This is a genomic window from Candidimonas humi (genome assembly GCF_019166065.1).
Classification (GTDB): Bacteria; Pseudomonadota; Gammaproteobacteria; order Burkholderiales; family Burkholderiaceae_B; genus Candidimonas; species Candidimonas humi.
Genome location: NZ_JAHTBN010000003.1, coordinates 120,271 through 144,622 on the forward strand (window position 1 = coordinate 120,271; position 24,352 = coordinate 144,622).

The following is a 24,352-nucleotide window of genomic DNA, read 5'->3' on the forward strand; positions in this document are numbered from 1 at the left end:
TTGCAATGAGCGGGCGCGTTGCGGCAGCGATGTCCGGCGCGCTTGCCCCGTGAACCGGACAGAGTATTGAAGAGGGAATCATGCCTGGCCATACAGAATCAGGCGCGGCGCCGCTGCTGCGCCGCCATCCGGACGAACTCCTGGTCGGGCTGGTGTCCGTGTCCGACCGCGCATCCAGCGGCGTCTACCGGGACGAAGGCCTGCCGGCCCTGCAGGGCTGGCTGGAATCCGCGCTGGTCGGGCCCTGCCAGTGCGCAACGCGCCTGATCCCGGACGAGCGGCAGTTGATCTCCGCCACGCTGGCCGAACTGGTCGACCGTGTCGGCTGCGACCTGGTACTGACCACCGGCGGCACCGGCCCGGCGCGACGCGACGTCACTCCCGAGGCCACCCTGGATGTGGCCACGCGGGAAATGCCGGGTTTCGGCGAGCAGATGCGCCAGATCAGCCTGCGTTTCGTGCCCACCGCCATCCTGTCGCGCCAGGTGGCGGTGATACGCGATACCGGCAGCCACGCGGCGCTGATCATCAATCTGCCGGGCCAGCCCAAGGCCGTGCGGGAAACCCTGGAAGGCCTCAAGGACGAGGCCGGCAAGACCCTGGTGCCGGGCATATTCGCCGCGGTGCCGTATTGCATAGACCTGATCGGCGGCCCTTATATAGAAACCCGCCCCGAAGTGGTCAAGGCCTTTCGCCCCAAGTCGGCGCTGCGGAACGCCGGCGCGGCATGAGTTCTCGGCATAAGAGGTTTCGGGCGTAGGCAGACCTTGGCACCAGCCCCGGCACGCGGCATCGCCCGCCCGCGCCGTCGGCTGCCAGGGTCCGGGCGGGTGGTATCCAGTCGTAACCTACGGGGCGGGACGGCGAGCAGCGAATCCCTTTCCCCCGTAAAATGGCGGCTATTCCCATTCAACAAGCATTCAGGAGGTGCCGTCATGGCCCTGGTATCCATGCGTCAGCTGCTCGATCACGCGGCGGAGCACGGTTATGGTATTCCCGCGTTCAACGTCAACAACCTCGAGCAGGTCCAGGCCATCATGGAAGCGGCCGATGAAACCAACAGCCCGGTCATCATGCAGGCCTCGGCCGGCGCTCGCAAGTACGCGGGCGAGGGTTTCCTGAAGTACCTGATCCAGGCGGCGGTGGAATCCTTTCCCCATATTCCGGTAGTCATGCACCAGGACCACGGCCAATCCCCGGTCGTGTGCAAGGGCGCCATCGAGCTGGGCTTCTCCAGCGTCATGATGGACGGCTCGCTCAAGGAAGACGGCAAGACCATTGCCGACTACGAATACAACCTCGGCGTCACCGGCAAGGTCGTGGACATGGCCCACAAGCTCGGCGTCACGGTCGAGGGCGAACTGGGCTGCCTGGGCTCGCTCGAAACCATGAAGGGCGACAAGGAAGACGGCCACGGCGCCGAGGGCACCATGACTCGCGAACAGTTGCTGACCGATCCCGAGCAGGCCGCCGATTTCGTGCGCCACACCCAGCTCGACGCGCTGGCCATTGCCATCGGCACCAGCCACGGCGCCTACAAGTTCACGCGCAAGCCCACCGGCGACATCCTGTCGATCTCGCGCATCAAGGAAATCCACCAGCGCCTGCCCAACACGCACCTGGTGATGCATGGCAGTTCCAGCGTGCCGCAGGACCTGCTGGCCGAGATCCGCGAGTTCGGCGGCGACATGAAGGAAACCTACGGCGTGCCCGTCGAGGAAATCCAGGAAGCCATCAAGTTCGGCGTGCGCAAGGTCAATATCGACACCGATATACGCCTGGCCATGACGGGCGCGATCCGCCGCTACATGGCCGAAAATCCCGCCAAGTTCGACCCGCGCGAATACCTCAAGCCGGCGCGCCAGGCGGCCAAGCTGGTCTGCAAGCAGCGCTACGAAGAATTCGGCACGGCCGGCAACGCCGGCAAGATCAAGCCCGTGCCGCTGGCCGACATGGCCCAGCGCTACGCCTCGGGCAAGCTGGCCCAAGTGGTACAGTAAGCGCGCGGCGGCCATAAGCTGCGCGGCAGCCGTGGCGCCACGGCAACCGTGCTCCCTACGCGTGGCGGCCGGAAAGTCCGGCGCAGTGCAGGGGCCATTATTTTCCGCGCCCGACTCAGGTCGGGCGCGGCGCTTTCATTTCAAGGACATATCGTGGTGCAGGCACTCCATCAATCGACGATCGAATCCCTACCTTTGCTGGGCCGCGGCAAGGTGCGCGACATGTACGCGGTGGGCGAGGACAAGCTGCTCATCGTGGCCTCCGACCGCATCTCGGCCTTCGACGTCATACTCGACGACCCCATACCCGGCAAGGGGCAGGTGCTGACCGCGCTCACCGAATTCTGGCTGCGCCGGCTGGGCCACGTGCTGCCCAATCATTCCACCGGCATTGCGCCCGAAGATGTCGTCGCTCCCGGCGAACGCGACCAGGTGCGCGGCCGCGCCATGGTGGTCAAGCGGCTCAAGCCGATATTGGTCGAGGCCGTGGCACGCGGCTACCTGATAGGTTCGGGCTGGAAGGACTACCAGGCCAGCGGCGCCATCTGCGGCGTCGCGCTGCCGGCAGGCCTGCGCCAGGCGGCGCGGCTGCCCGAGCCCATCTTCACGCCGGCGGCCAAGGCGGAATTCGGCACCCACGACGAGAACGTCGACTTCGACCACGTAGTGCGCGAAGTCGGCGCCGAGCTGGCGGGCCGCATCCGCGACATCACGCTCGCGCTGTATGCCGAGGCCGCCGAGTATGCCCGCGGCAAGGGCATCATCATCGCCGACACCAAGTTCGAGTTCGGCCTGGACGAGCAGGGCGGCCTGTACCTGATGGACGAAGTGCTGACGCCCGATTCCTCGCGCTTCTGGCCCGCCGACCAATATGCCGAGGGCATCAGCCCGCCGTCGTTCGACAAGCAGTTCGTGCGTGACTGGCTCGAGACCCAGCCCTGGGACAAGACGCCGCCGGCGCCGCGCCTGCCCGCGGACGTGCTGGAAAAGACCGCCGCGAAATACCGCGAGGCGATGACGCGGCTGATCGGCGCCTGACCGGAGGTTTTCATGGCTGAATTCACTATCGACACTCCCAGCGCCGTATCCGCCAGCCCGCTGGTGGGCGTGATCATGGGCTCGTCCAGCGACTGGGAAGTGATGCAGCACGCGGCGGCCATCCTCGAAGAATTCGGCGTGCCGCACGAACTGAAAGTAGTGTCCGCGCACCGCATGCCGCAGCAGATGGCGGAATACGGTTCCACCGCGGCCACGCGCGGCCTGCGCGCCATCATCGCCGGCGCGGGCGGCGCCGCGCACCTGCCCGGCATGGTGGCCGCCTTCACGCCCGTGCCCGTCTATGGCGTGCCGGTGCCTTCCAAATACCTGCGCGGCGAGGACTCGCTGTATTCCATCGTGCAGATGCCCAAGGGCGTGCCGGTGGCCACTTTCGCCATCGGCGAGGCCGGCTCCGCCAATGCCGCGCTGCATGTGGTGGCCTGCCTGGCCACCACCGATGCCGAACTGCGCCGCAAGCTGCAGGACTTCCGCGCCCGCCAGACCCAGGCGGCACAGGCCATGACCGTGCCCCCGCACGTGACACTATGAAATATCCGATGATCGCGCCCGGCAACTGGCTGGGCATGGTGGGCGGCGGCCAGCTCGGGCGCATGTTCTGCCAGTCCGCGCAAAGCCTGGGCTACAAGGTGGCGGTGCTGGAGCCGGCCGAGTCCTGCCCGGCCGGCGACGTAGCCGACCTGCACATCCGTTCGGCCTACGACGACGCGGCCGGCCTGGCGCAACTGGCGGCGCGCTGCCAGGCTGTATCCACGGAATTCGAAAACGTTCCGGCGCCTAGCCTCGATGCTTTGGCGCGCGACGTGCGCGTCGCCCCGGCCGGTTCGGCCGTGGCCGTTGCGCAAGACCGCATCCGCGAAAAGGCCTTCATTGCCGGCGCCGGCGTGCCCTTGGCGCCCTATGCCGAGATCCGCACTGCCGCGGATCTCGACGCGGCGTCGCCCGAATTGTTTCCCGGTATTCTCAAGGCGGCCCGCCTGGGCTACGACGGCAAGGGCCAGGCGCGCGTCGCCGACAAGGATCAGGCGCGGAAGGCCTACGCCGATTTCGGCGGGGTGGCCTGCGTGCTGGAGGCCCTGATGCCGCTGCGGGCCGAACTGTCGGTAGTGCTGGCGCGCGGCTTCGACGGCCGTTGCGTGGTGTATCCCTCGGCCTGGAACGAGCACCGCGACGGCATACTGGCCGTGTCCACGGTGCCCACGCAGCTCGACCAGCAGCAGGCCGAATTGCAGCGCAGCGCCGCGCAGGCGGCGCTGGCCATTGCCGCCGGGCTCGACTACCACGGCGTGCTGTGCGTGGAATTCTTCGTGCTGCAGGACGGACGCCTGCTGGCCAACGAGATTGCGCCGCGCCCCCACAACAGCGGCCACTACACCATGGATGCCTGCATCACCAGCCAGTTCGAGCAGCAGGCCCGCGTCATGGCCGGCCTGCCCCTGGGCAGCACCGACAGCCTCTGTCCGGCCATCATGCTGAACATCCTCGGCGATGTCTGGTTCGACCCGGCCAGCGGCGCGCGCCGCGAGCCCGACTGGGCTGGCGTGCTGGCGGTGCCCGGTGCCTCGCTGCACTTGTACGGCAAGGCCGAGGCGCGGCGCGGCCGCAAGATGGGCCATATCAATGTGGTCGCGCCCACTCTCGATGCGGCGCGCCGCTCGGCAGCCGCGGCGGCCGCAGCCTTGCACATCCCCTTCGATCGTGCCGCATAGCGATCCCGACATGGGCCGGGCCCTGGACGCCGCCGCCCGGCGGCTGGCCGAGGGCGGCCTGGTGGCCTTTCCGACCGAGACCGTGTATGGCCTGGGCGGCGATGCCGAGAATCCCGAGGCCATCGCGCGCATCTACGCCGCCAAGGGCCGGCCGGCCAATCATCCTGTGATTGTGCACGTGGCGCCCGAGGCCGATCTCGCCTACTGGGCCCGCGAGATTCCGGCGCAGGCGCGCGCCCTGATACAGGCTTTCTGGCCAGGGCCGCTGACCCTGATCCTGCCGCGTGCCGCGCATGTGCCGGCCGCCGTCAGCGGCGGCCAGGACAGCGTCGGCCTGCGCTGCCCCTCGCATCCCGTGGCCCAGGCGCTGTTGCGGCGTTTTGCCGCGCTCAAGCCGAACGGCCAGGGCGGGGTGGCGGGGCCGTCGGCCAATAAGTTCGGTCAGGTATCGCCCACGCGCGCCGAGCACGTGCGTGCGGAGTTCGCGGAACTGGGCCCGGACCGTCTGCTGGTGCTGGAGGGCGGCCCTTCCGAGGTCGGTATCGAATCCACCATCGTCGACCTGTCGCGCCTGGGGCGCGGGGTGGGGCCGGCGCTGCTGCGCCCCGGCCATATTTCCGCGGCGCAATTGGCCGAAGTGCTGGGCGAGCCGGTCGGCAGTCCCGATGCCGCCGCGCCGCGCGTTTCCGGTTCGCTGAAGGCGCACTATGCGCCGCGCACGCCCTTGCGCCTGGCGGCTGCGGCCGATCTGGACCGTTGCCTGGAGCAATGCGCCGTCGGCGGCGCCCGGGTGGCCGCAGTGGTCTTCGATGCGGCGGCGCGCGCGCCGCGCGCGCAAGTCGACTGGCACGCCGCGCCCCGCGAGCCGGCCGCCTATGCCCGCGAACTGTACGCACTGCTGCGCCGCCTGGACGCGGGCGGCTACGATTGCATCGTGCTCGAACAGCCGCCATCCCTGCCTGCCTGGCGCGCGGTCAACGACCGCGTAGGCCGGGCCGCCGCAGCGTTCGAGTGATGCGAGCCGGCGGTCATGGCGGCTGCGCGCCGTTGCGGCGCGCTTGCCGCCGCGATCGCGTATCGGCGCAAGAGCGAAGGAATCCGTTCGAACCCTGACCCACCCGGAGCCTGCCATGTCCCTGCAAAACACCTCCCGCCCCGCGTGGCTGACCTTCGATTGCTACGGCACGCTTATACAGTGGGACGAAGGCTTGATGGAGGCGGTGAGCGAGATCCTGCGGGCCAAGCCTGGGGGCGGGGTGGACGCGGCGCAGTTCCTGGCGGTGTTCGACCGGCACGAGCACGCGCTGGAGTGCGAGGCGCCGCATCGTTCGTTTCGCGACGTGGCAGGCGGGGCCTTGCGCCTGGCCCTGGCCGAGCTGGGCCTGCCGGCCGGCGCGGACGATGCGGGAGTGCTGACGCGCCGCATTTCCTCCATGCCGCCGTTTCCCGAGGTGGTCGAGACCCTGGGCCGGCTCAAGCGCGAAGGCTATCGCTTGTGCGTGATTTCCAATACCGACGATGACATCATCGCGGGCAATATCGCGCAACTGGGCGGCCATATAGACCGCATGATCACGGCGCAGCAGGCGCAGGCCTACAAGCCCTCGCGCCGGATCTTCGAATATGCCTGGCAAGCGCTGGGCGTGTCCCGCGACGAGGTGGTGCATATTTGCGCCAGCCCGAAACTGGATCACACTGCCGCCCGCGACCTGGGCTTCCGCTGCGTATGGATAGACCGCGGCACCGGCCGCAGCCCCTTGCCCGACTACACGCCCGATGCGACCCTGCGCACCCTGGACGGCGTCCCGCCGCTTTTCGCCGGACTGGGATGGTGAGGCAGGGCAGAAAAGCGTCCCGCCCGATGCGGGACACGCCGGCCGGCGCGGCACGCCCGGCCGCGCCTGCTGCGTAGGCCTGGCCTCGAGGAGCCCCGATGGAAAATCGCCACATGCGCTACTTCCTGGCGGTAGCGGACCTGGGCAGCCTGACCAAGGCGGCCGAATATCTGGATGTGTCGCAGCCCGCGCTGACGCAGGTGATCAACAAGCTGGAGCGCGGCCTGGGCGTGCAGTTGCTGGTGCGTTCGCGCGCGGGGGCGGAGCTGACCCCCGCGGGGCTGGCGATCGTCGACGACATGCGCGAGAGCCTGGCCCGCGCCGATGCGGCGGCGCTGCGCGCCAAGGCGGTGGCTGCGGGCCTGGCGGGTCGCCTGACCATAGGTTTCGTCACGCTGGCCACGCACACCGTGCTGCCGCGGGCGCTGCGCGCGTTTCGCGAGAAAAAGCCGGGCGTGGAGATCGTGCTGCGCGAAATGGGCAATCTGTCCCAGGCCCAGGCGCTGGCCCACGGCATTATCGACGTTGCGCTGCTGCACACTCCGGTGTCGCTGACCGGCCGCATGCGCGAAAAAATCGTCAGCCGCGAGCCCATGGTGGCAGTGGTGCCGGCCGGCCTGGCGATAGGGCGGGACGGCAGCGTCAGCCTGGCGGAAGTCGCGCGCGCCGGCCTGATCTGGTTTCCCGAGCGCAACCTGCCGTTTCTCCGGATGCGCATCCTGGCCGCCATGCGCAGGGCCGGGGAAGAGGGGCGCGTGGTCCAGGAAGTAGAGCGCTCCACCACGGCGCTGGCCTGCGTGGCGGCCGGACTGGGCGTCTGCCTGCTGCCGGCGTCCGTGCGGCAGTTCCTGCACCAGGGCGTGCGGGTGCTGGACATCAGCGACGGCGAAGACTTGCCGCGCTTCGAAATCCGCATGGCCTGGGCGCCGCAATTGCGGCCGTCGCTGGCGACCGAGTTCGCGATGCTGCTGGACGCGGTATAGCGCTGTCCGCGCGGGCTTGTACGTAGTTGGCCGGGCCTGCGGGGCTGGGAGGGCGCGGCTCCATGGCTCGCGGCGTTTCCGCCCTCGGGCTTGTTGCTGACCGTCTTGAAATCGGCGTTGCCGGCAAGTAAACAAGGCCGTCAAATCGCTTTTCCATAAGCTATCCTTATAGAATATGGCTGCCTGGCTTTTATATGGCGGCGCGCCGCGGCCCATAAAATCAAAAGGCCGAATTCCATTCCGGGAGTCCGGCGCTTTGATTTTTACGGAGGCCCGCCATCAGTACCGCCACGACGTCCCCCATTGCCGCCGGCCAGCCCGCCGATCTGCTCGAAAGCCTCGAGGCGGGCGGGCGGCGCTACCATTTCGTCAGCCTGCGCGCCGCACAGCGGGCCGGGCTGATCGAGGCTGACCGCCTGCCGGTCTGCCTGCGCATCCTGCTGGAAAACAGCCTGCGCTGCCGCGAGGCGGGCGACGACCACGACCTGCAGGCCCTGCGCGGCTGGCTGGTGCACGGATCGAGCGACCAGGAGATCAGCTTTCATCCGGCTCGGGTGCTGATGCCCGATGCCTCGGGCATTCCGCTGCTGGGCGATCTCGCCGCGATGCGCGAGGCGGTAAGCGCCGCCGGCGGCGACCCCGCGCAGGTGAATCCCCTGATTCCCGTCGACGTGGTGGTCGACCATTCCTGCGTCACCGAGCATGCCGGCAGCGACGAGGCCTACGACCTGAACCTGGCTCTGGAATACCGGCGCAATGCCGAGCGCTACACCTTTCTCAAGTGGGCCCAGGGCTCGTTCGCCAATCTGCGGGTGATTCCTCCGTCCATGGGCATCGCCCACCAGGTGAACGTGGAATACCTGGCCCGCGTGGTCTGGACCGGCCCCGGACCCGAGGGCAAGACCATGGCCTACCCGGACACGCTCGTCGGCCTGGACAGCCACACGCCCATGGTCAACGGCATAGGCGTGCTGGGCTGGGGCGTGGGCGGCATCGAGGCCGGCGCCGCCATGCTGGGCCAGCCGATCTCCATGCTGCTGCCCGAAGTGGTGGGTTGCCGCATTACCGGCAAGCCGCAGGCGGGCGTGACCAGCACCGACATCGTGTTGACGCTGACCGAAGCCCTGCGCCGGCGCAAGCTGGTCGGCAAGTTCGTCGAATATTATGGCGACGGGCTGGATCACTTGCCCCTGTCCCATCGCACCACTATTTCCAATATGGCCCCGGAATCCGGCGCCACCATGTGCTTTTTCCCGGTCGACCAGGCCACGCTCGATTATCTGCAGGCCAGCGGGCGCAGCGCCGAGCAGGTCGAGCTGGTGCGCGCCTATGCCCGCGCCCAGGGCCTGTGGCGCCCCGCCGACGGCGAGGCGATCGTCTACAGCGAGCGCATGGAATTCGACCTGGGCGCGGTGCGCCCGTCGATGGCCGGGCCGAGCCGGCCGCAGGACCGCGTCGACCTGGGCGGCGCGCCGCAGCGTTTCGCCGAAGTCTATGCCGAACGGCTGCGGGGCTGGACGCCGCCCGGCGGCCCGCTGCCCGCGGACGTCCCGGGCGCGCAGGCACGCCGCCTGCAGCATGGCGACATCGTGCTGGCGGCCATCACCAGTTGTACGAATACATCCAATCCGCAGGCCATGGTGGGGGCGGGTTTGCTGGCCCGCAAGCTGCGCCAGCGGGGCGTCGCCGTGCGGCCCTGGATCAAGACCTCGCTGGCGCCCGGCTCGCGGGTGGTCATGGACTATCTCGAGGCCGCGGGGCTCAGGCAGGACCTGGATGCGCTGGGCTTCCAACTGGTGGGCTACGGCTGCATGACTTGCGCCGGCGCGTCGGGGCCGCTGGCTCCCGAAGTCGCCAGCCAGATCGAAGAATCGGATCTGGTGGTGGCCACCGTCTTGTCGGGCAACCGCAATTTCGAGGGCCGCACGCATGCCTTGGCGCGCGCCAACTTCCTGTGCTCGCCGGCGCTGGTCGTGGCCTATGCCTGTGCCGGCTCCATCGGCATCGACCTCACGCGCATGCCGCTGGCGCTGGACCGCGACGGCAAGCCGGTGTGGCTGTCCGAAGTCTGGCCCGACGAAGCCGAAATCGAGGCGGTCATCCGCAAGCACATCAGCGCCACGCTGTACGAGCGCCGCTATGCCGGCGCCGACCAGGGCGAGCGGCGCTGGCAGGCGCTGCGCGCGCCGCGCGGCATGCATTACGACTGGGATGAACGCAGCACCTACATCCGCAGGCCGCCGTACTTCGAACTGGATAACGGCGAGCCCGGCATCGGCCAGGGCGATATTGTCGATGCCAGGCCGCTGGCCCTGCTGGGCGACAGCATCACCACGGATCACATTTCCCCGGTGCATGCCATCCGCGCGGGCACGGTGGCGGGCGATTACCTCGCCGGCCTCGGCGTGGAGCCGGCCGACTTCAATACCCTGCTGACGCGGCGCGGCAACCATGATGTGATGATGCGCGGCACATTCGACAATCCGCGCCTGCGCAATGCCATGGCGGGCGGGCGCGAGGGCGGCTGGACGCGCCACGAGCCGGACGGCGGGATCCTGCCGATCTGCGAGGCCGCGGAACGCTACCGTGCCGAGGGCGTGCCGCTGGTGGTCGTGGCGGGCAGCGAATACGGCACGGGCTCTTCGCGCGACTGGGCCGCCAAGGGCACGCGGCTGCTGGGAGTGCGCGCGGTGATCGCCGAGTCCTTCGAACGCATCCATCGCTCCAACCTGGTGGGCATGGGCGTGCTGCCGCTGCAACTGCCGCCGGGCACTCGCGCGGCCGATCTCGGGCTGGACGGCAGCGAGACCTTCAGCATCGCCGGGCCATGGGCATCGCTGCAGCCGCGCCAGGCGCTGGCTTGCGAAATCCGCCGCAGCAACGGAGAATCGACCCTTATCGAGTTGACGTGCCGGCTCGACATCCCGCGCGAAATTGCCTGGTACCGCGCCGGCGGCATCCTGCCGTACGTCGCGGGCGTGCTGAGATCCGCCCGCACGCCGGCGGCCACCGCCTAGGCTGGCTCGAAGCGCCCATGGTCCGCAAGGCAGCGGGCCGGGCGTGTGCTCTATGCTAGACCCCCGTAATTCAAACCTCAGGAGAACAATATGCACAGAAGAAAACTACTCAAGACGCTGACCGCGGCCGCAGTCGCGGCCGGACTGGCCCCGCTGGGCGCACAGGCCGCGGCCTGGCCCGACCGGCCCATCACCGTAGTCGTGCCGTTCTCGCCGGGCGGCGGCATCGACCTGATCTCGCGCATTTTCGCCAAGCAGATAGGTAAAGAGCTCAAGCAGAGCATCATCGTCGAGAACCGGCCCGGCGCCGGCGGCGTGGTCGGTTCGGCGCACGTGGCGCGCGCCAAGCCCGACGGCTATACCTTCCTGGTGGCCGGCAACGGCATCGTCACCAACAGCCAGATACGCTCCGACCAGCCCTATAAAGACGACCAGCTCACGCCCGTGGGCCTGCTGGGCGTGGCGCCTTCCATCATCGTCACCAATCCTTCCAATCCGGCGCACGGCCTGAAGGAATTCGTCGAGAACGCCAAGAAGAATCACGTCAGCCGCATTACCTTCTCGCGCGCGGGCGTGGGCAGCACGCCTGATTTCGTCGCCGCCATGGTCAAGCAGGAGACCGGCCTGCCCATCCAGATGATTTCCTACAAGAGCGGCTCGGAAGGCGTCACGGCCGTCATCGGCAACCAGGTCGACATGACTTCCGAGGCCAGCATCGTCACTCTGCCGCTGATCAAGGGCGGCAAGCTCAAGGCCCTGGCCACCACCTGGGGCGGCCGCCTGGCCAGCGCCCCGGAGATCCCGACCGCGGCCGAGGAAGGCTTCCCCAACATCCGCATCGGCCACTGGGAAGGGATGTTCGCGCCTACCGGCACGCCGCCCGCCATCCTGGACAAGATGAACGCGGCGATACTGCAGGCGGCCAAGAACCCCGAGGTGCTGGCCGCGCTGAAGAAAACCAGCATCGAGCCGGGCGACTACACGCGCGCCCAGTTCACCAAGTTCACCAAGGACGAATACACGCGCCTGGGCAAGGTGGTCAAGGCAGGGCACATGCACGCGGAATAGGCCGCACGGGCCGGGCCGTCCGCCCGAGGCGGACGCACCCGGGCTCGTACCCACCGACTGTTTAGAAACCGCGGCCTGGGCCCGCCGCCATGCCGCGTGCCGGCCAATGACTGCCTATGCGCCCAGCTACCGCTGCTTATGCGCCCAGCCCGGCGATGAATTCCCGCATGGCCGCGACCAGCTTTTCCGGCTGGTCCTTGTGCGGCGAATGCCGGCAGTCAGGCAGTATGCACAGGCGCGTCTGCGGCGCCAGCCGCTGGATGCCGCGGACCTGCTCGAGCGTGCCGTATTCGTCGTCTTCTCCTTGCACGGCGAGCACCGGGCAGCGGATCTTGTCCAGGTACGATTCGATGTTCCAGGCGCGGAAGGCAGGATCCAGCCAGATGTGGTTCCAGCCCCAGAAGGCCGAATCGGGATCCTGGTGGTAGCGGCCCAGCTTGGCCGGCAGGTCGGTGCCGATATAGGCCTGGCGCGCCTGCTCGATGCTGGCCACCGAAATATCCTCGACGAAGATATGCGGCGCCGCGACGACGATGGCGCGCGGGGCGTCGGGGTATATGGCCGCATAAAGCAGGGCGATGGAGCCGCCGTCGCTGTGTCCGAAGAGTATGGGGCGTTCGTGCTGCAGGCCCAGGGCCGCGAACAGCGCGGGCAGCACTTCCTCGGCCTGGGCGTGCATATAGCTTACCGGCCAGCGTTCCGCGTCGGGCCGCGGCGTGCTCGATCCGTAGCCATAGCGCGAGAACACCAGGCCGCGGCAGCCCAGGGCGGCGCAGGCGCGGGCCGGGAAGTCCTTCCACATCGACACGGAACCCAGCCCCTCGTGCAGGAACACCAGCAGGGGCGCCGCCGCGTCCTCGGCGGCGATCCATTGATACTCGATATTCAGTTCGCGGCCCAGTGCGCGGATGCGCACATGCTCGCTGCGGCCCGACGAGGCGGGTGTAGTGGATGCGGCTGCGGTAGCGGTCATGCTAGGGTTTCCATCTGGCGCAGGCGGAAGCGCTGGATCTTGCCTGTCGCGGTTTTCGGCAATTCTTCGGTGAAATGGATCTGGCGCGGATACTTGAACGGCGCCAGGCATTGCTTGACGTGGGCCTGCAGCGCGGCCTTGACGGCGTCGCCGCCGTCCTGGCCCGGACGCAGCACCACATAGGCGACGGTCTTGACCAGGCCTTGCGCGTCGGCCACCCCTATTACTGCGGCTTCCAGCACGGCCTCGTGCTGCACCAGCACGTTCTCGACTTCGATGGGCGAGACATACTGGCCGCTGACCTTGATCATGTCGTCGCTGCGGCCGGCATAAGTATAGTAGCCCTGCGCGTCGCACACGTATTTGTCGCCGCTCTTGAGCCAGTCTCCCTGGAAGGTGCTGCGCGTCTTGTCGCGGTTGTTCCAGTACATCAGGGCGGCGCTCGGCCCCTTGATGTACAGGTCGCCGATGCTGCCCGGCGGGACGGTCGCGCCCAGCTCGTCGCGCAACTGCACTTCATAGCCGGGCACGGGCTTGCCGGTGGTGCCGTAGTGCAGGTCGTCGTTGCGGTTGGACAGGAAGATGTGCAGCATTTCGGTCGAGCCTATGCCGTCCAGGATATAGCAGTCGAAGTGGGCGGTGTAGCGCTCGCCCAGTTCCTTGGGCAAGGCCTCGCCGGCCGAGGTGCATACCCGCATCGACACTTGTTCTTTCATGGGCAGGTCGGGGGAAGCCAGCATGCTGGCGTACAGGGTGGGCACGCCGCAGAACACGGTGGGCTGGAACTCCACCAGCTTGTCGAATACCGCTTGCGGCGTGGGCCGGCCCCGGAGCAGCACCACGGTGGCGCCCACCGCCAGCGGGAAGCTGAGCGCATTGCCCAGGCCATAGGCAAAAAACAGCTTGGCGGCGGAGAACACCACGTCGCTCTCGCGCACCCCCAGCACCGGCTTGCCATAGAGTTCCACCGTGTACCAGAGGTTGCCATGCGAGTGCACCACGCCCTTGGGCTGGCCGGTGGAGCCCGAGGAATACAGCCAGAAGGCGATCTCGTCGGCGCAGGTGTCGGCCGCCGGCACGGGCGGCGCGGCCAGTACGCGGCTTTCGAAGTCGATACAGGGCGCCTGCAGGGCTTCCGTGGGTTCCGAGACGATGATGTGCCTGACCTCGTGCTTGCCGCGTTGCAGCGCCTCGCGCAGCACGGGCAGTAGCGTGCCGGAGACGAATACCGCCTGGCTGCGGCTGTGCGCCAGCATGTAGGCATAGTCGTCGGGCGTGAGCAAGGTGTTCACGGCCACCGGCACGATCCCCGCATGCAGAGCGCCCAGGAAGGCGACCGGCCAGTCGACGGTGTCGTGCATCAGCAGCAGGGCGCGCTCTTCGCGCCGCAGCCCCAGTTCCTGCAGCAGGCCTGCAAAGCGTGCGCTGCGTTCGGCCAGCGCCCCGTAGCTCAGGGTGCGCTCGCCGTCCATATAGGCCGCCTTGGCGGCGCGCGTGGCGTTGATCTCGCTCAGGTACTGGGCGAAATTGAGTTGGCGTGGGCAGGGATTCATGATTGTCTCGCTCGATCTTGATGGATATTGCTGGCTGGTGTCGGCCTGGGGCCCGGCGATGGCGGCTTTGGGGGCTTGAGGGCAGCGCTCGGGCTCGGGGTCCTGCCGGCCGCGCGCCGCCGCGCTCCGTTTATTGCGCTCTGCGGGTGAATTCGATGGCGCCTTCGGGCAGCAGGTACAGCACGAGCGCGCTGCCGCCGCTCACCGTGGGCCGGTGGGAGGAATCGGGGCCGTAGACCAGCCAGCCGGCCGGATGCCCGTCGAACATGGCCTGCTCGTCCAGCGGCATGATGAGGTCGATCTCTCCCTTGGGGTGGCGATGCTGCGGGCCGGCCACGTCGCGCATCTGCACCACGTCGACCGAGCAGCCGCCCAGTTCGGGCGCGGCTTCGAGCACCCGCCCGTAGCGGATGCCGCCATGTTCGTGCTGGCACATCCAGCCCGCGGCGATGCCGTCCCGACAGGACTGCATGATCTGCCGGTAGGCCTCGCCATGAGCCGGATAGCGCCGGTTCAGCTCGCTCTGCAGATCGGCGTCGAGGCCGCGTCCGCCCGCGATCGCGGCGATGGGCTCGATCAGGTCGCGGAACTGTGCTTCGGTGCTGCTCATGGCTGTGGCTCCTGTGCTGTAATGACGACCATGCACGCAATACGCGAGCCCTGGCTCTACCAGGCTCGGGATATGCAGCGCATTGCGTGATTGCAAGAAGAATTTTGCAGGTTTGGCTGCAAATTAGGGCTTTTCATAGAATGTGTCAAGCATTATAATGCATGTAAATCGGATTATTAGGGTAATTCAGGGTGAAAAATAAAGCACTCGAACGCCAGCTAGCGGAAGCCCCCGAGCCCATGGACAGCGCCAAGGAACCCTATCTGGTGGCGCTGGGCGAGCGCGTGCGCCGCTTGCGAGCGATGCGCGGCATGACGCGCAAGGCGCTGGCGCAAAGCGCCGGGGTTTCCGAGCGCCACCTGGCCAATCTGGAAGGAGGCATCGGCAATGTGTCGATCCTGCTGCTGCAGCAGATCGCCCAGGCCTTCCATTGCCCGATCGCCGAACTGGTGGGCGATGTCACCACTTCCAGTCCCGAATGGCTGCTGATCCGCGAGCTGCTCGAGCACCGCAGCGAAAGCGAGCTGCAGCGGGCGCGCGAGACGCTGGCCGAACTGTATGACGGGCATCCGGCTGCGGGGCGCCGCAACAAGCTGCGGCAGATAGCCCTGATCGGGCTGCGCGGCGCCGGCAAGTCCACGCTGGGCCGCCTGCTGGCGCAGGACTTGGGCTACGCTTTCGTCGAACTGAGCACGGAAATCGAGCGCGTGGCCGGCTGCGGCATACTCGAGATCCATAGTCTTTACGGCCCCAGTGCCTATCGGCGCTATGAAAAGCGCGCGCTCGAGGAATCGCTGCAGTTGTATCCCGAAATGGTGCTGGCCACGCCGGGCGGGCTGGTGTCCGATCCGGCGGCGCTGAACCAGTTGCTGGCGCACTGCTATACCGTATGGGTGCAGGCCACGCCCGAGGAACACATGGCGCGCGTCATGGCGCAGGGCGACTTCCGGCCCATGGCCGGCAACAACGAGGCCATGGCCGATCTCAAGCGTATCCTGGCCAGCCGCGAGGCCTTCTATTCGAAGGCGGACTACTCGTGCTCGACCAGCCACCAGAGCCTGCAGGAGTGCTTCGAGACCCTGCGTGCCCATATCCGGCAGCAGGCCGGCCTGCCTGTGTAGGCTTTGTTGCCGTTTGCCGTTTGCCGTTTGCCGTTTGCCGTTTGCCGTTTGCCGTTCGCCGTTCGCCGTTCGCCGTTCGCCGTTCGCCGTTCGCAGGCAGCAGGCAGCAGGCAGCAGGCAGCAGGCAGCAGGCAGCAGGCAGCAGGCAGCAGGCAGCAGGCAGCAGGCAGCAGGCAGCAGGCAGCAGGCAGCAGGCAGCAGGCAGCAGGCAGCAGGCAGCGAAGCTTGCCGGTCCCGGCACCCCCGGCATTTGCGCTCATCCCATGTTCATACCCGCACACGGCTCCGTGCGCGGCTGTGCTGCCTCTGGCCCGGCTATCCGCTGGGGCCTATGCGGCCCGCAGCCCATGGGAAGGCTCGGGCCTGCAAAGAAAGCCGCCAAGAAAATAAAAAGGAATCGCCGGGCGGGCGGTAGGGGCGGCGTAGCGCCCCATGGCTGCGCTCCAAAAATAAAAATGAATTTTTTTGCATTTTTCTTTGACAGTGGAAAAATAGTGCATTATTATGCATTCCATCACTCGCCATGAACTATTATTCATCCAGACTAGAGGAGCTACTCATGAGCGATTCTTCCGCCGCGGTCGACTTCCGCACTCATCCCGATCTCTACAAGCACTGGAAACTGTCCTTCGACGGCGCGGTGGCGACGCTGGCCATGGACGTGGCAGAAGACGGCGGCCTGCGTCCCGGCTACAAGCTCAAGCTGAACTCCTACGACCTGGGCGTCGACATCGAACTGCACGACGCGCTGCAGCGCATCCGCTTCGAGCATCCCGAGGTGCGCACCGTGGTCGTCACCAGCCTGAAGGACCGCGTCTTCTGTTCAGGCGCCAACATCTTCATGCTGGGCTTGTCCACGCACTCCTGGAAGGTCAACTTCTGCAAGTTCACCAACGAAACCCGCAACGGCATCGAAGATTCCAGCCGCCACAGCGGCCTGAAGTTCGTGGCGGCCCTGAACGGCGCCTGTGCGGGCGGGGGCTACGAACTGGCGCTGGCCTGCGACGAGATCCTGCTGATCGACGACCGCTCTTCGGCGGTGGCCTTGCCGGAAGTGCCGCTGCTGGGCGTGCTGCCCGGCACCGGCGGCCTGACCCGCGTCACCGACAAACGCAAAGTGCGCCATGACCACGCCGATATCTTCTGCACCCTGGTCGAAGGCGTGCGCGGCCAGCGCGCCAAGGACTGGCGCCTGGTCGACGACATCATCAAGCCCGCGCAATTCGCCGATGGCGTGAAGCGGCGCGCGCAGGAATTGGCCGCAGCCAGCGACCGGCCTGCCGACGCCCGCGGCGTCGAGCTCACGCCGCTGCAGCGCACGGTCGGCGCGGACGGGCTGGCATACAAATATGTGGAAGTGCGCATCGACCGCGACAAGCGCCTGGCCGAATGGACGGTGCGTGCGCCCGAGGCGCCGGTGGCGGCCGGCATCGACGCCATCCTGGCCGCGGGGGCCGAATGGTGGCCGCTGCGCATGGCGCGCGAACTGGACGACGCCATCCTGCACATGCGCACCAACGAACTCGATATCGGCACCTGGGTCATCCGCACTACCGGCCAGGCCGAGCAGGTGCTGGCGGCCGACGCGACGCTGCAGCAGTTCGCCGGCCACTGGTTCGTGCGCGAAACCACCGGCATGCTGCGCCGTACCCTGGCGCGGCTGGACGTGACCTCGCGTTCCTTGTATGCGCTGATCGAGCCGGGCTCCTGCTTTGCCGGCACGCTGCTGGAACTGGCGCTGGCCTGCGACCGTTCTTATATGCTGGACGACGACGAAGCTGCGCAGCCCGCAACGATCTCGCTGGACGAGCTCAACTTCGGCTACTACCCCATGGTCAACGGCCAGAGCCGCATCCAGCGCCGCTACTACGACGAAGCGCCGGCCATGGAGGCAGTGCGCGCCGCCGCCGGCAGCCCCGTCGGCGCGGCCGACGCCGAGGCGCTGGGGCTGGTCACCTATGCGCTCGATGCGCTGGACTGGGACGACGAAGTCCGCATCGCGCTGGAAGAGCGCCGCGCCTTGTCGCCCGATGCGCTGACCGGGCTGGAAGCCAATCTGCGCTTCGGCGGCGTGGAAACCATGGAGACCCGTGTGTTCGGGCGCCTGACGGCCTGGCAGAACTGGATCTTCTACCGGCCCAATGCCTCGGGAGAAAAAGGCGCCCTGAAGCTGTACGGCAAGGGCGAACAAGCCAGTTTCGACTGGAACCGAGTATGACGGCGCGGCCGTCCGCCGCGATCAGGCGCGCCTGCCGGCAGGCGCCCGCGCGCACCGCGCACCCATTCCGCTGACACCAGCGCTACAGCTACATCGGCAACATAGAGCCAACGGGCTTTTCCATCGAGGAGTTCCAGACATGTCCGGTATCAACTATTCCGAGAAGATCCCCAACAACGTCAACCTGTCGGGCGACCGCACGCTGCAGCGCGCGCTCGAGCACTGGCAGCCCAATTACCTGCAATGGTGGCAGGAAATGGGGCCCGAGGGCGCGCAAAGCTTCGACGTGTACCTGCGCACCGCGGTCAGCGTGCAGCCCGACGGCTGGGCGCATTTCGACTATGTGAAGATGCCCGAATACCGCTGGGGCATTTTCCTGGCGCCGCAGGACGGCCAGCGCAAGATCCATTTCGGCGAGCAGCTGGGCCGCGACGCCTGGCAGGAAGCGCCGGGCGAACATCGTGCCAACCTGCGCCGCATCATCGTCACGCAAGGCGACACCGAGCCCGCCTCGGTCGAGCAGCAGCGCCACCTGGGCCTGACGGCGCCTTCGCTGTACGACCTGCGCAACTTGTTCCAGGTCAATGTCGAAGAAGGCCGGCACCTGTGGGCCATGGTCTATCTGCTGCATCGCTATTTCGGCCGCGACGGGCGCGAAGAGGCCGATGCCCTGCTGCAGCGCAATTCCGGCGACCAGGACAGCCCGCGCATACTCGGCGCCTTCAACGAGAAGACGCCCGACTGGCTGGCCTTCTATATGTTCACGTATTTCACCGACCGCGACGGCAAGTTCCAGTTGAGCGCCTTGTCCGAGTCGGGCTTCGATCCCCTGGCGCGCACCACCAAGTTCATGCTTACGGAAGAAGCCCACCACATGTTCGTGGGCGAATCGGGCGTGTCGCGCGTGCTGCAGCGTACCTGCCAGGTCATGAACGAGCTCAAGACCGAAGACCCCGCCGTGCTGCGCGCCGCCGGCGTCATCGACCTGCCGACCATACAGCGCTACCTGAATTTCCACTACAGCGTCACCATCGACTTGTTCGGCGCGGACCAGTCGTCCAATGCGGCCATCTTCTACAGCTCGGGCCTGAAGGGCCGCTACGAAGAGGGCAAGCGCAGCGACGATCACCAGCTCAAGAACGATACCTACCGCGTGCTGGAAGTGGCCGACGGCAAGCTGCGCGAGATCGAGGTGCCCATGCTCAATGCCTTGAACGAGGTGCTGCGCGACGACTTCATCCGCGACTCGATGGCCGGCGTGGGCCGCTGGAACCGCGTAATGGAAAAGAGCGGCGTCGCCTTCCGCCTGCAAGTGCCGCACAAGGCCTTCAATCGCAAGATCGGCGCCCTGGCCGGCATCCGCGTCGCTCCGGACGGCACCGTGCTGAGCGAAGACCAGTGGCGCGCCAACCAGGATTCCTGGCTGCCCACCGAGGGCGACCGTGCCTTTGTCGCCTCGCTGATGGGACGCGTGGCCGAGCCCGGCAAGTTTGCCAACTGGATCGCGCCGCCGCCCATAGGCATCAACCGCCAGCCTATCGATTTCGAATACGTACGTTTCAACTGAAGTCTTTTTGATGTTCCGGCGGGGCGCTGCGCTGCCGCTTTATGCGCAGCGCAGGCCCGGCCCGGACATACGGCCTCGGCAACAGGAGTTCCGTCATGACAGCCCCGATACCCGCCAGCGTCATCAAGCAGCACCTGATCGATCCTGAGATCTGCATACGTTGCAACACCTGCGAGGAAACCTGTCCGATCGACGCCATCACCCATGATTCCAACAATTATGTGGTGAACCCCGAAGTCTGCAAAAGCTGCATGGCCTGTGTGCCGCCGTGCCCCACCGGCGCCATCGACAACTGGCTGAAGGTCTTGTCGGACCAGGCCTACAGCATGGAAGCCCAATTCGGCTGGACCGAACTGCCGGCCCAGCAGGACCTGCCCGAGCCCGCCGCCGGCGAGGCCGCGGAACAGTCGCCCGCGGCCGTGCCCGTGGCTGCCGAGACGCAGGAAGACCCCAATGCCGACCTGGACGGGCTGCCCTCGACCTCGGCCGGGGCCAGTATTCCCCCCTGGTCGGCCGCGCATCCCTATCTCAATCTGTACACCCACAAGAACCCGGTGATGGCCACGGTCGTCGGCAATTACCGTGTCACCGACGAGGACACCGAAAGCGACATCCACCACATCGTGCTGGACTTCGGCGAACAGCCTTTTCCCGTGCTGGAAGGGCAGTCGGTCGCCATCTTCCCGCCGGGCGTCGACGCCTCCGGCCGGCCCTATCATGCCCGCCAGTATTCGATCGCCAGCCCGCGCGACGGTGAGCGGCCGCGTTACAACAACCTGTCGCTGACGGTCAAGCGCGTGACCACCGACTATGAAGGCAATCCGACGCTGGGCGTGTGCTCGAACTACCTGTGCGACCTGAAGAAGAACGACACCGTCAAGGTCATAGGCCCTTACGGCAACACCTTCCTGATGCCCAACCAGGTCGACTCGAACCTGATCATGATCTGCACCGGCACCGGCTCGGCCCCCATGCGAGCCATGACCGAGCGCTGCCGGCGCCTGACCAAGGAACAGAATTTCAATGGCAAGTTGATGCTGTTCTTCGGTGCGCGCACCGAGCGCGAGCTGCCGTATTTCGGCCCGCTGATGAACCTGGCCAAGGAATTCATCGACATCAACCTGGCCCTGTCGCGCGCGCCCGGCCAGCCCAAGCGGTACGTGCAGGACCTGATCCGCGAGCGCGCCAGCGATGTGATGAGCCTGATCGAAAACGGCAAGACCTGCATCTATGTCTGCGGCCTCAAGGGCATGGAAGACGGCGTCATCGACGCCTTGCGCCACGTCGTTTCGCAAGCCGGCGGCGACTGGACCGAAGTCCACGCCCAGCTCAAGACGCAGGGGCGGCTGCATTTCGAGACGTATTGAGCTTTAGGGGTTTGCGGTTCCCGCTGCTTCAGGCCTTTCCCCTCTGCCTGGATAGTCTGTTCCGGTTCATGCGCATCCTCTGAAGGAGCATGAACCGCTCCCGAACGGTCGTCTCGGGGAGAGCAGAGTCGCTTCGAAATCCCCCGCGCCAGGGGCGTTACACTGGAGGCAGCCGATGCCTGCCTGTTGTAGCCCCGCGGCCGACCGGGGAACGCTGTGCAGGCATCGAATTTTTCCGCACTACGTTCCCGATAGGTCTGACATGAAATTCAGCGAATTCCAAGCCGGCATGGTCATCAAGCATCCTCCCGTCGTCGTGGGCGAAGAGGAAATGCTCGGCTTTGCGCGCGCCTACGACCCCCAATGGTTCCACACTGACGTGCAGCGCGCGGGCGAGGGCCGTTGGAACGGCCTGATCGCCAGCGGCTGGCTTACCTGCAGCCTGGCGATGCGCATGGCCGTCGACGCGGCCCTGACGGATTCCGAGTCTTTTGGTTCCCCGGGCGTGGAAAGGCTGCGCTGGATGCTGCCCGTGCGCCCCGGCGATGCCATCCGCCTTGAGGCCACGATCGATTCCGTGCGTACATCTTCCAGCCGAGCCGACCTGGGCATCATGCGCTGGACCTGGCAGGTCTTCAATCAGCGCGACGAGCAAGTGCTGGAACTGGAAGCGACCAGCCTGTTCGACCTGGGAGCCTGATGCCGGGCTCCGGGGATCCCCGGGCTATGCTCGGGCGGCTTGCGGACATCTGCCTGGCACGGAGGCGCTTGGCAAAGCGCCGCTTCACCACGAGCCGCGGTGTTCCGGCACCTGGGCGATCACCGGTAGAAAGACCAGGCATAGCAATGCCGTCGCGATGTAGGTCCAGCTCTGGGTCGAGCCCGGGGCTGCGGAATGCGACAGGATCGCGGTGGCCGCCGAGATGGTGACTATGGTGCCCACCTGGCGGAACAAGGTGCGCAGCGCGGCGAGCGTCGAGGAATGCTCGGGCGCCAGTTGCAGGCCTGCGTTGCGGCTGGCCGGGTTCAGGGTGCCGCTGCCCGCGCCGACCAGAAAAGCCGCGGTCGCCATCCAGGCGTAGGGCGAAATGCCCGCGGGCGGATGTATGGCGAGCAGCAGCATGCCCAGGCCTATCACCGTGCCGCCTATGTACATGGGCAGGCGATAGCCGGTGCGGCGCAATATCATGGTGCCGACGATGGACAGGACGATGGCGGCGATCCCCTGGGCGACCAGCAGGGTGCCGGAGCCGAGTGCATCTATGCCATAGCGGTTGGTGGCATATAGCGGAACCAGCGCCATCGAGCCTGCGATGATGCCGCCGTAGATGGTGTTGATGATGTTGACCGAGCCGAAGCCCGGTCCGTGTATCAACTGGGGGGCGATGAAAGGATGCGTGCTGCGGTGGATATGGCGGAAGAACAGCCATAGGCCTGCGACCGCGACAACCGCCGGCACTATGAATGCCGGCGATCCCGGTTCCGCGTGCTTTTCGCCGAGGTAGCTGGCTGCCAGCATGGCCGCGAACAGGCCGCAGCCAAGCAGCGTGATGCCAACGATGTCCAGGCCGGGGCGGGGTTTTTTTGCCGCTGGGCCGCCCCGAGGCAAAAAGCGCCCCCTTGGGGGGAAGCAAGCCGAAGGCGCAGCGTGGGGGCCATTTTTTGCTATGGGGCCGCTGGACTTGGCAGAGTGCGCAGGCTGGTCGGGCGGTATATAGCGCAAGGTCGTCGCGAGGAGCAGCAGGCCGATAGGCACGTTGACGAAGAATACGCCGCGCCAGCTCCAGTACGTCACGAACAGGCCGCCGAAGATGGGCCCGATCATTGCGCCGATGGGAAAGATGCTGCCGAACAAGCTGACGGCGCGGTCGCGGGCGCTGCCGAAATGGTCGACGACGATGCCGGTGGCCGAAGGCGTGAAACCGGCGCCGCCCGCCGCCTGCACCGCGCGCAGGGCAATCAGCAGGAAAATATCATTGGTCAGCCCGCAGCACAGCGAAGCCACCGTGAATGCGATGATCGAGCCCAGAAACACCTTGCGGCGGCCGTAGCGTTCGCTGAGGCCGCCGCTGATCGGCAGCATCAGCACGAAGCCGAAGGAATACGCAGTGATGGTCCAGCCGACCCAGTTGATCGAGGTATGCAGCCCGAGCTGCATGGAATGCAGCGCGGTCGCGACGATGGTCGAATCCACCGACGTCATCAGCAGCGCCAGGGAAACAGTGGCGAATACCTTGCCGCGTTGTATGGGTTTGTTATCGGTATGGCTCGCCGGTTTGCCGGCATCGTGATGAGGGCTCATGCTACATGCTTGTCTGGCTTCGTTTCGCAAGACTACGTATCGCCCCGGCGGGGAGGCGGTGCCTATGGAGTATAGGCCTATGGGCCTACATGCGCGCGCAGCGCCATCAGACCGCCGCCGTGCCGACTGTCATGCCGCCGCACACGTACAAGACCTGGCCGGTCGTAAAGCCGCTGCGCTTATCGAGCAGGAATGCGGCGGCATGCGCGATATCGTCCGGAGTTCCGAGGCGCTTGACCGGCACGCCGTCGATGATGGCCTGGGTACGCGGGCTGTCCGCCGGATTGACCCGATCGAACAATTCCGTGCGTATAGGGCCCGGGCCGATGGCATTGGCCGTGATGCCGTGGCGGCCGAGTTCCAGCGCCCAGACCCGCGTCATCCCCAGCAGGGCCGCCTTGGTCGAGGCATAGGCGCTGCGCAATTCCTTGCCCAGGGCCGCCCGTGACGAAATATTCACTATCCGGCCGAAGCCCGCAGCCTGCATGCCGGGCAGCAGCGCCTGCATGCATTGCATGGCGCAACGCACGTTCAAGGACCAGGTGAGCGCCAGTTCTTCCATGGTCTGTTCGGCGGCGCTGGCCGGGCATACCACGCCCACATTGTTCACCAGGCGAGTGATCGGCCCGCCGCGCAGCGCCTGTTCCAGCGCCTCGGCGGTCTGCCCGGGGTCGGACAGATCGGCGGCGATGTCGCCGCCGACCCGGTCGATAACCACTACTTCGTAGCCGTCATCGGCGCAGCGCTGCGCGCAAGCCGCACCTATGCCGGCGCCGCCGCCGGTAATGAGTACTCGTTCTTGGGACATGGTCTCTCGCGTGAGTGAAGCATACAGGCGACATTATGGCAGCGCTCGCGATTTGCCACGAATCGGCGCATTGTGTCTTGCGGCCTGCGGTGTCTTGCGGGACTCTGTACTCTTGAGCCTTGAGCCTTGAGCCTTGAGCCTTGAGCCTTGAGCCTTGAGCCTTGA

Annotated in this window: 21 protein-coding genes; 15 read left to right on the plus strand and 6 right to left on the minus strand. The window is 66.8% G+C overall.

The annotated features are described in order from the left end of the window. Positions 1-80 precede the first annotated feature (80 nt). From mog to KVP10_RS07550, 10 genes are all read left to right on the plus strand, one after another. On the plus strand, positions 81-731 hold the full coding sequence (mog, locus tag KVP10_RS07505; RefSeq protein ID WP_217963954.1) for a molybdopterin adenylyltransferase: 651 nt from the start codon (positions 81-83) through the stop codon (positions 729-731). A gap of 204 nt (positions 732-935) precedes the next feature. After that, positions 936-2,000: a class II fructose-bisphosphate aldolase gene (gene fba / locus KVP10_RS07510; RefSeq protein ID WP_217963955.1), complete on the plus strand. Its 1,065-nt coding sequence runs from the start codon at positions 936-938 to the stop codon at positions 1,998-2,000. 153 nt (positions 2,001-2,153) lie between these two features. Further along, the gene (locus KVP10_RS07515; protein ID WP_217963956.1) at positions 2,154-3,038 is read left to right on the plus strand and encodes a phosphoribosylaminoimidazolesuccinocarboxamide synthase; all 885 of its coding nucleotides are present in this window, start codon (positions 2,154-2,156) and stop codon (positions 3,036-3,038) included. A gap of 12 nt (positions 3,039-3,050) precedes the next feature. Beyond that, positions 3,051-3,587 (plus strand): 5-(carboxyamino)imidazole ribonucleotide mutase, encoded by a 537-nt coding sequence (purE, locus tag KVP10_RS07520; RefSeq protein WP_217963957.1) that lies wholly within the window; start codon positions 3,051-3,053, stop codon positions 3,585-3,587. Beyond that, positions 3,584-4,765, plus strand: coding sequence for a 5-(carboxyamino)imidazole ribonucleotide synthase (locus KVP10_RS07525; protein WP_246600471.1), 1,182 nt, complete (start codon positions 3,584-3,586; stop codon positions 4,763-4,765). The genes purE and KVP10_RS07525 overlap by 4 nt, the downstream gene beginning before the upstream one ends. Positions 4,766-4,775: 10 nt before the next feature. Next, entirely contained in the window at positions 4,776-5,780 is a 1,005-nt protein-coding gene (locus KVP10_RS07530) for an L-threonylcarbamoyladenylate synthase (RefSeq protein WP_217964499.1), read from the plus strand. 115 nt (positions 5,781-5,895) lie between these two features. Then, on the plus strand, positions 5,896-6,600 hold the full coding sequence (locus tag KVP10_RS07535) for a haloacid dehalogenase type II (RefSeq protein ID WP_217963958.1): 705 nt from the start codon (positions 5,896-5,898) through the stop codon (positions 6,598-6,600). Positions 6,601-6,698: 98 nt separating this feature from the next. Beyond that, the gene (locus tag KVP10_RS07540; protein WP_217963959.1) at positions 6,699-7,583 is read left to right on the plus strand and encodes a LysR family transcriptional regulator; all 885 of its coding nucleotides are present in this window, start codon (positions 6,699-6,701) and stop codon (positions 7,581-7,583) included. Between the two features lie 326 nt (positions 7,584-7,909). Next, positions 7,910-10,600, plus strand: a complete 2,691-nt coding sequence (acnA, locus tag KVP10_RS07545) for an aconitate hydratase AcnA (protein ID WP_246600539.1) — start codon at positions 7,910-7,912, stop codon at positions 10,598-10,600. Positions 10,601-10,690: 90 nt separating this feature from the next. Further along, positions 10,691-11,668, plus strand: a complete 978-nt coding sequence (locus tag KVP10_RS07550; RefSeq protein WP_217963960.1) for a Bug family tripartite tricarboxylate transporter substrate binding protein — start codon at positions 10,691-10,693, stop codon at positions 11,666-11,668. A 136-nt stretch (positions 11,669-11,804) separates the two neighbouring features. Here KVP10_RS07550 and KVP10_RS07555 read toward each other — a convergent pair whose 3' ends face one another. The 3 genes from KVP10_RS07555 to KVP10_RS07565 form a co-directional block, all read right to left on the minus strand. Then, positions 11,805-12,641, minus strand: a complete 837-nt coding sequence (locus KVP10_RS07555) for an alpha/beta fold hydrolase (protein ID WP_217963961.1) — start codon at positions 12,639-12,641, stop codon at positions 11,805-11,807. After that, positions 12,638-14,194 (minus strand): benzoate-CoA ligase family protein, encoded by a 1,557-nt coding sequence (locus tag KVP10_RS07560; protein ID WP_217963962.1) that lies wholly within the window; start codon positions 14,192-14,194, stop codon positions 12,638-12,640. The genes KVP10_RS07555 and KVP10_RS07560 overlap by 4 nt, the downstream gene beginning before the upstream one ends. 130 nt (positions 14,195-14,324) lie before the next feature. Then, the gene (locus tag KVP10_RS07565; protein WP_217963963.1) at positions 14,325-14,804 is read right to left on the minus strand and encodes a 4-hydroxylaminobenzoate lyase; all 480 of its coding nucleotides are present in this window, start codon (positions 14,802-14,804) and stop codon (positions 14,325-14,327) included. Between the two features lie 191 nt (positions 14,805-14,995). Between KVP10_RS07565 and KVP10_RS07570 the strand changes: the two genes are divergently transcribed. Then, positions 14,996-15,925 carry a helix-turn-helix transcriptional regulator gene (locus KVP10_RS07570; protein ID WP_343218703.1) on the plus strand — a complete coding sequence of 310 codons (930 nt, stop codon included), beginning with the start codon at positions 14,996-14,998 and terminating at the stop codon, positions 15,923-15,925. Positions 15,926-16,254: 329 nt separating this feature from the next. Here the strand turns inward: KVP10_RS07570 and KVP10_RS07575 are convergent, their stop codons facing one another. Beyond that, entirely contained in the window at positions 16,255-16,425 is a 171-nt protein-coding gene (locus KVP10_RS07575; RefSeq protein WP_217963964.1) for a hypothetical protein, read from the minus strand. Positions 16,426-16,484: 59 nt separating this feature from the next. Between KVP10_RS07575 and boxC the strand changes: the two genes are divergently transcribed. From boxC to KVP10_RS07595, 4 genes are all read left to right on the plus strand, one after another. Continuing rightward, on the plus strand, positions 16,485-18,143 hold the full coding sequence (gene boxC, locus KVP10_RS07580; RefSeq protein WP_217963965.1) for a 2,3-epoxybenzoyl-CoA dihydrolase: 1,659 nt from the start codon (positions 16,485-16,487) through the stop codon (positions 18,141-18,143). A gap of 139 nt (positions 18,144-18,282) precedes the next feature. Continuing rightward, positions 18,283-19,710 (plus strand): benzoyl-CoA 2,3-epoxidase subunit BoxB, encoded by a 1,428-nt coding sequence (gene boxB, locus KVP10_RS07585; protein WP_217963966.1) that lies wholly within the window; start codon positions 18,283-18,285, stop codon positions 19,708-19,710. 95 nt (positions 19,711-19,805) lie between these two features. Beyond that, on the plus strand, positions 19,806-21,077 hold the full coding sequence (gene boxA, locus KVP10_RS07590) for a benzoyl-CoA 2,3-epoxidase subunit BoxA (protein ID WP_217963967.1): 1,272 nt from the start codon (positions 19,806-19,808) through the stop codon (positions 21,075-21,077). A 262-nt stretch (positions 21,078-21,339) separates the two neighbouring features. After that, positions 21,340-21,777, plus strand: a complete 438-nt coding sequence (locus tag KVP10_RS07595; protein WP_217963968.1) for a MaoC family dehydratase — start codon at positions 21,340-21,342, stop codon at positions 21,775-21,777. Positions 21,778-21,861: 84 nt separating this feature from the next. Here the strand turns inward: KVP10_RS07595 and KVP10_RS07600 are convergent, their stop codons facing one another. Together KVP10_RS07600 and KVP10_RS07605 are read right to left on the minus strand one after the other, a co-directional pair. Continuing rightward, the gene (locus tag KVP10_RS07600) at positions 21,862-23,379 is read right to left on the minus strand and encodes an MFS transporter (RefSeq protein ID WP_217963969.1); all 1,518 of its coding nucleotides are present in this window, start codon (positions 23,377-23,379) and stop codon (positions 21,862-21,864) included. Positions 23,380-23,485: 106 nt separating this feature from the next. Continuing rightward, entirely contained in the window at positions 23,486-24,187 is a 702-nt protein-coding gene (locus tag KVP10_RS07605) for an SDR family oxidoreductase (protein WP_217963970.1), read from the minus strand. Positions 24,188-24,352 lie beyond the last annotated feature (165 nt).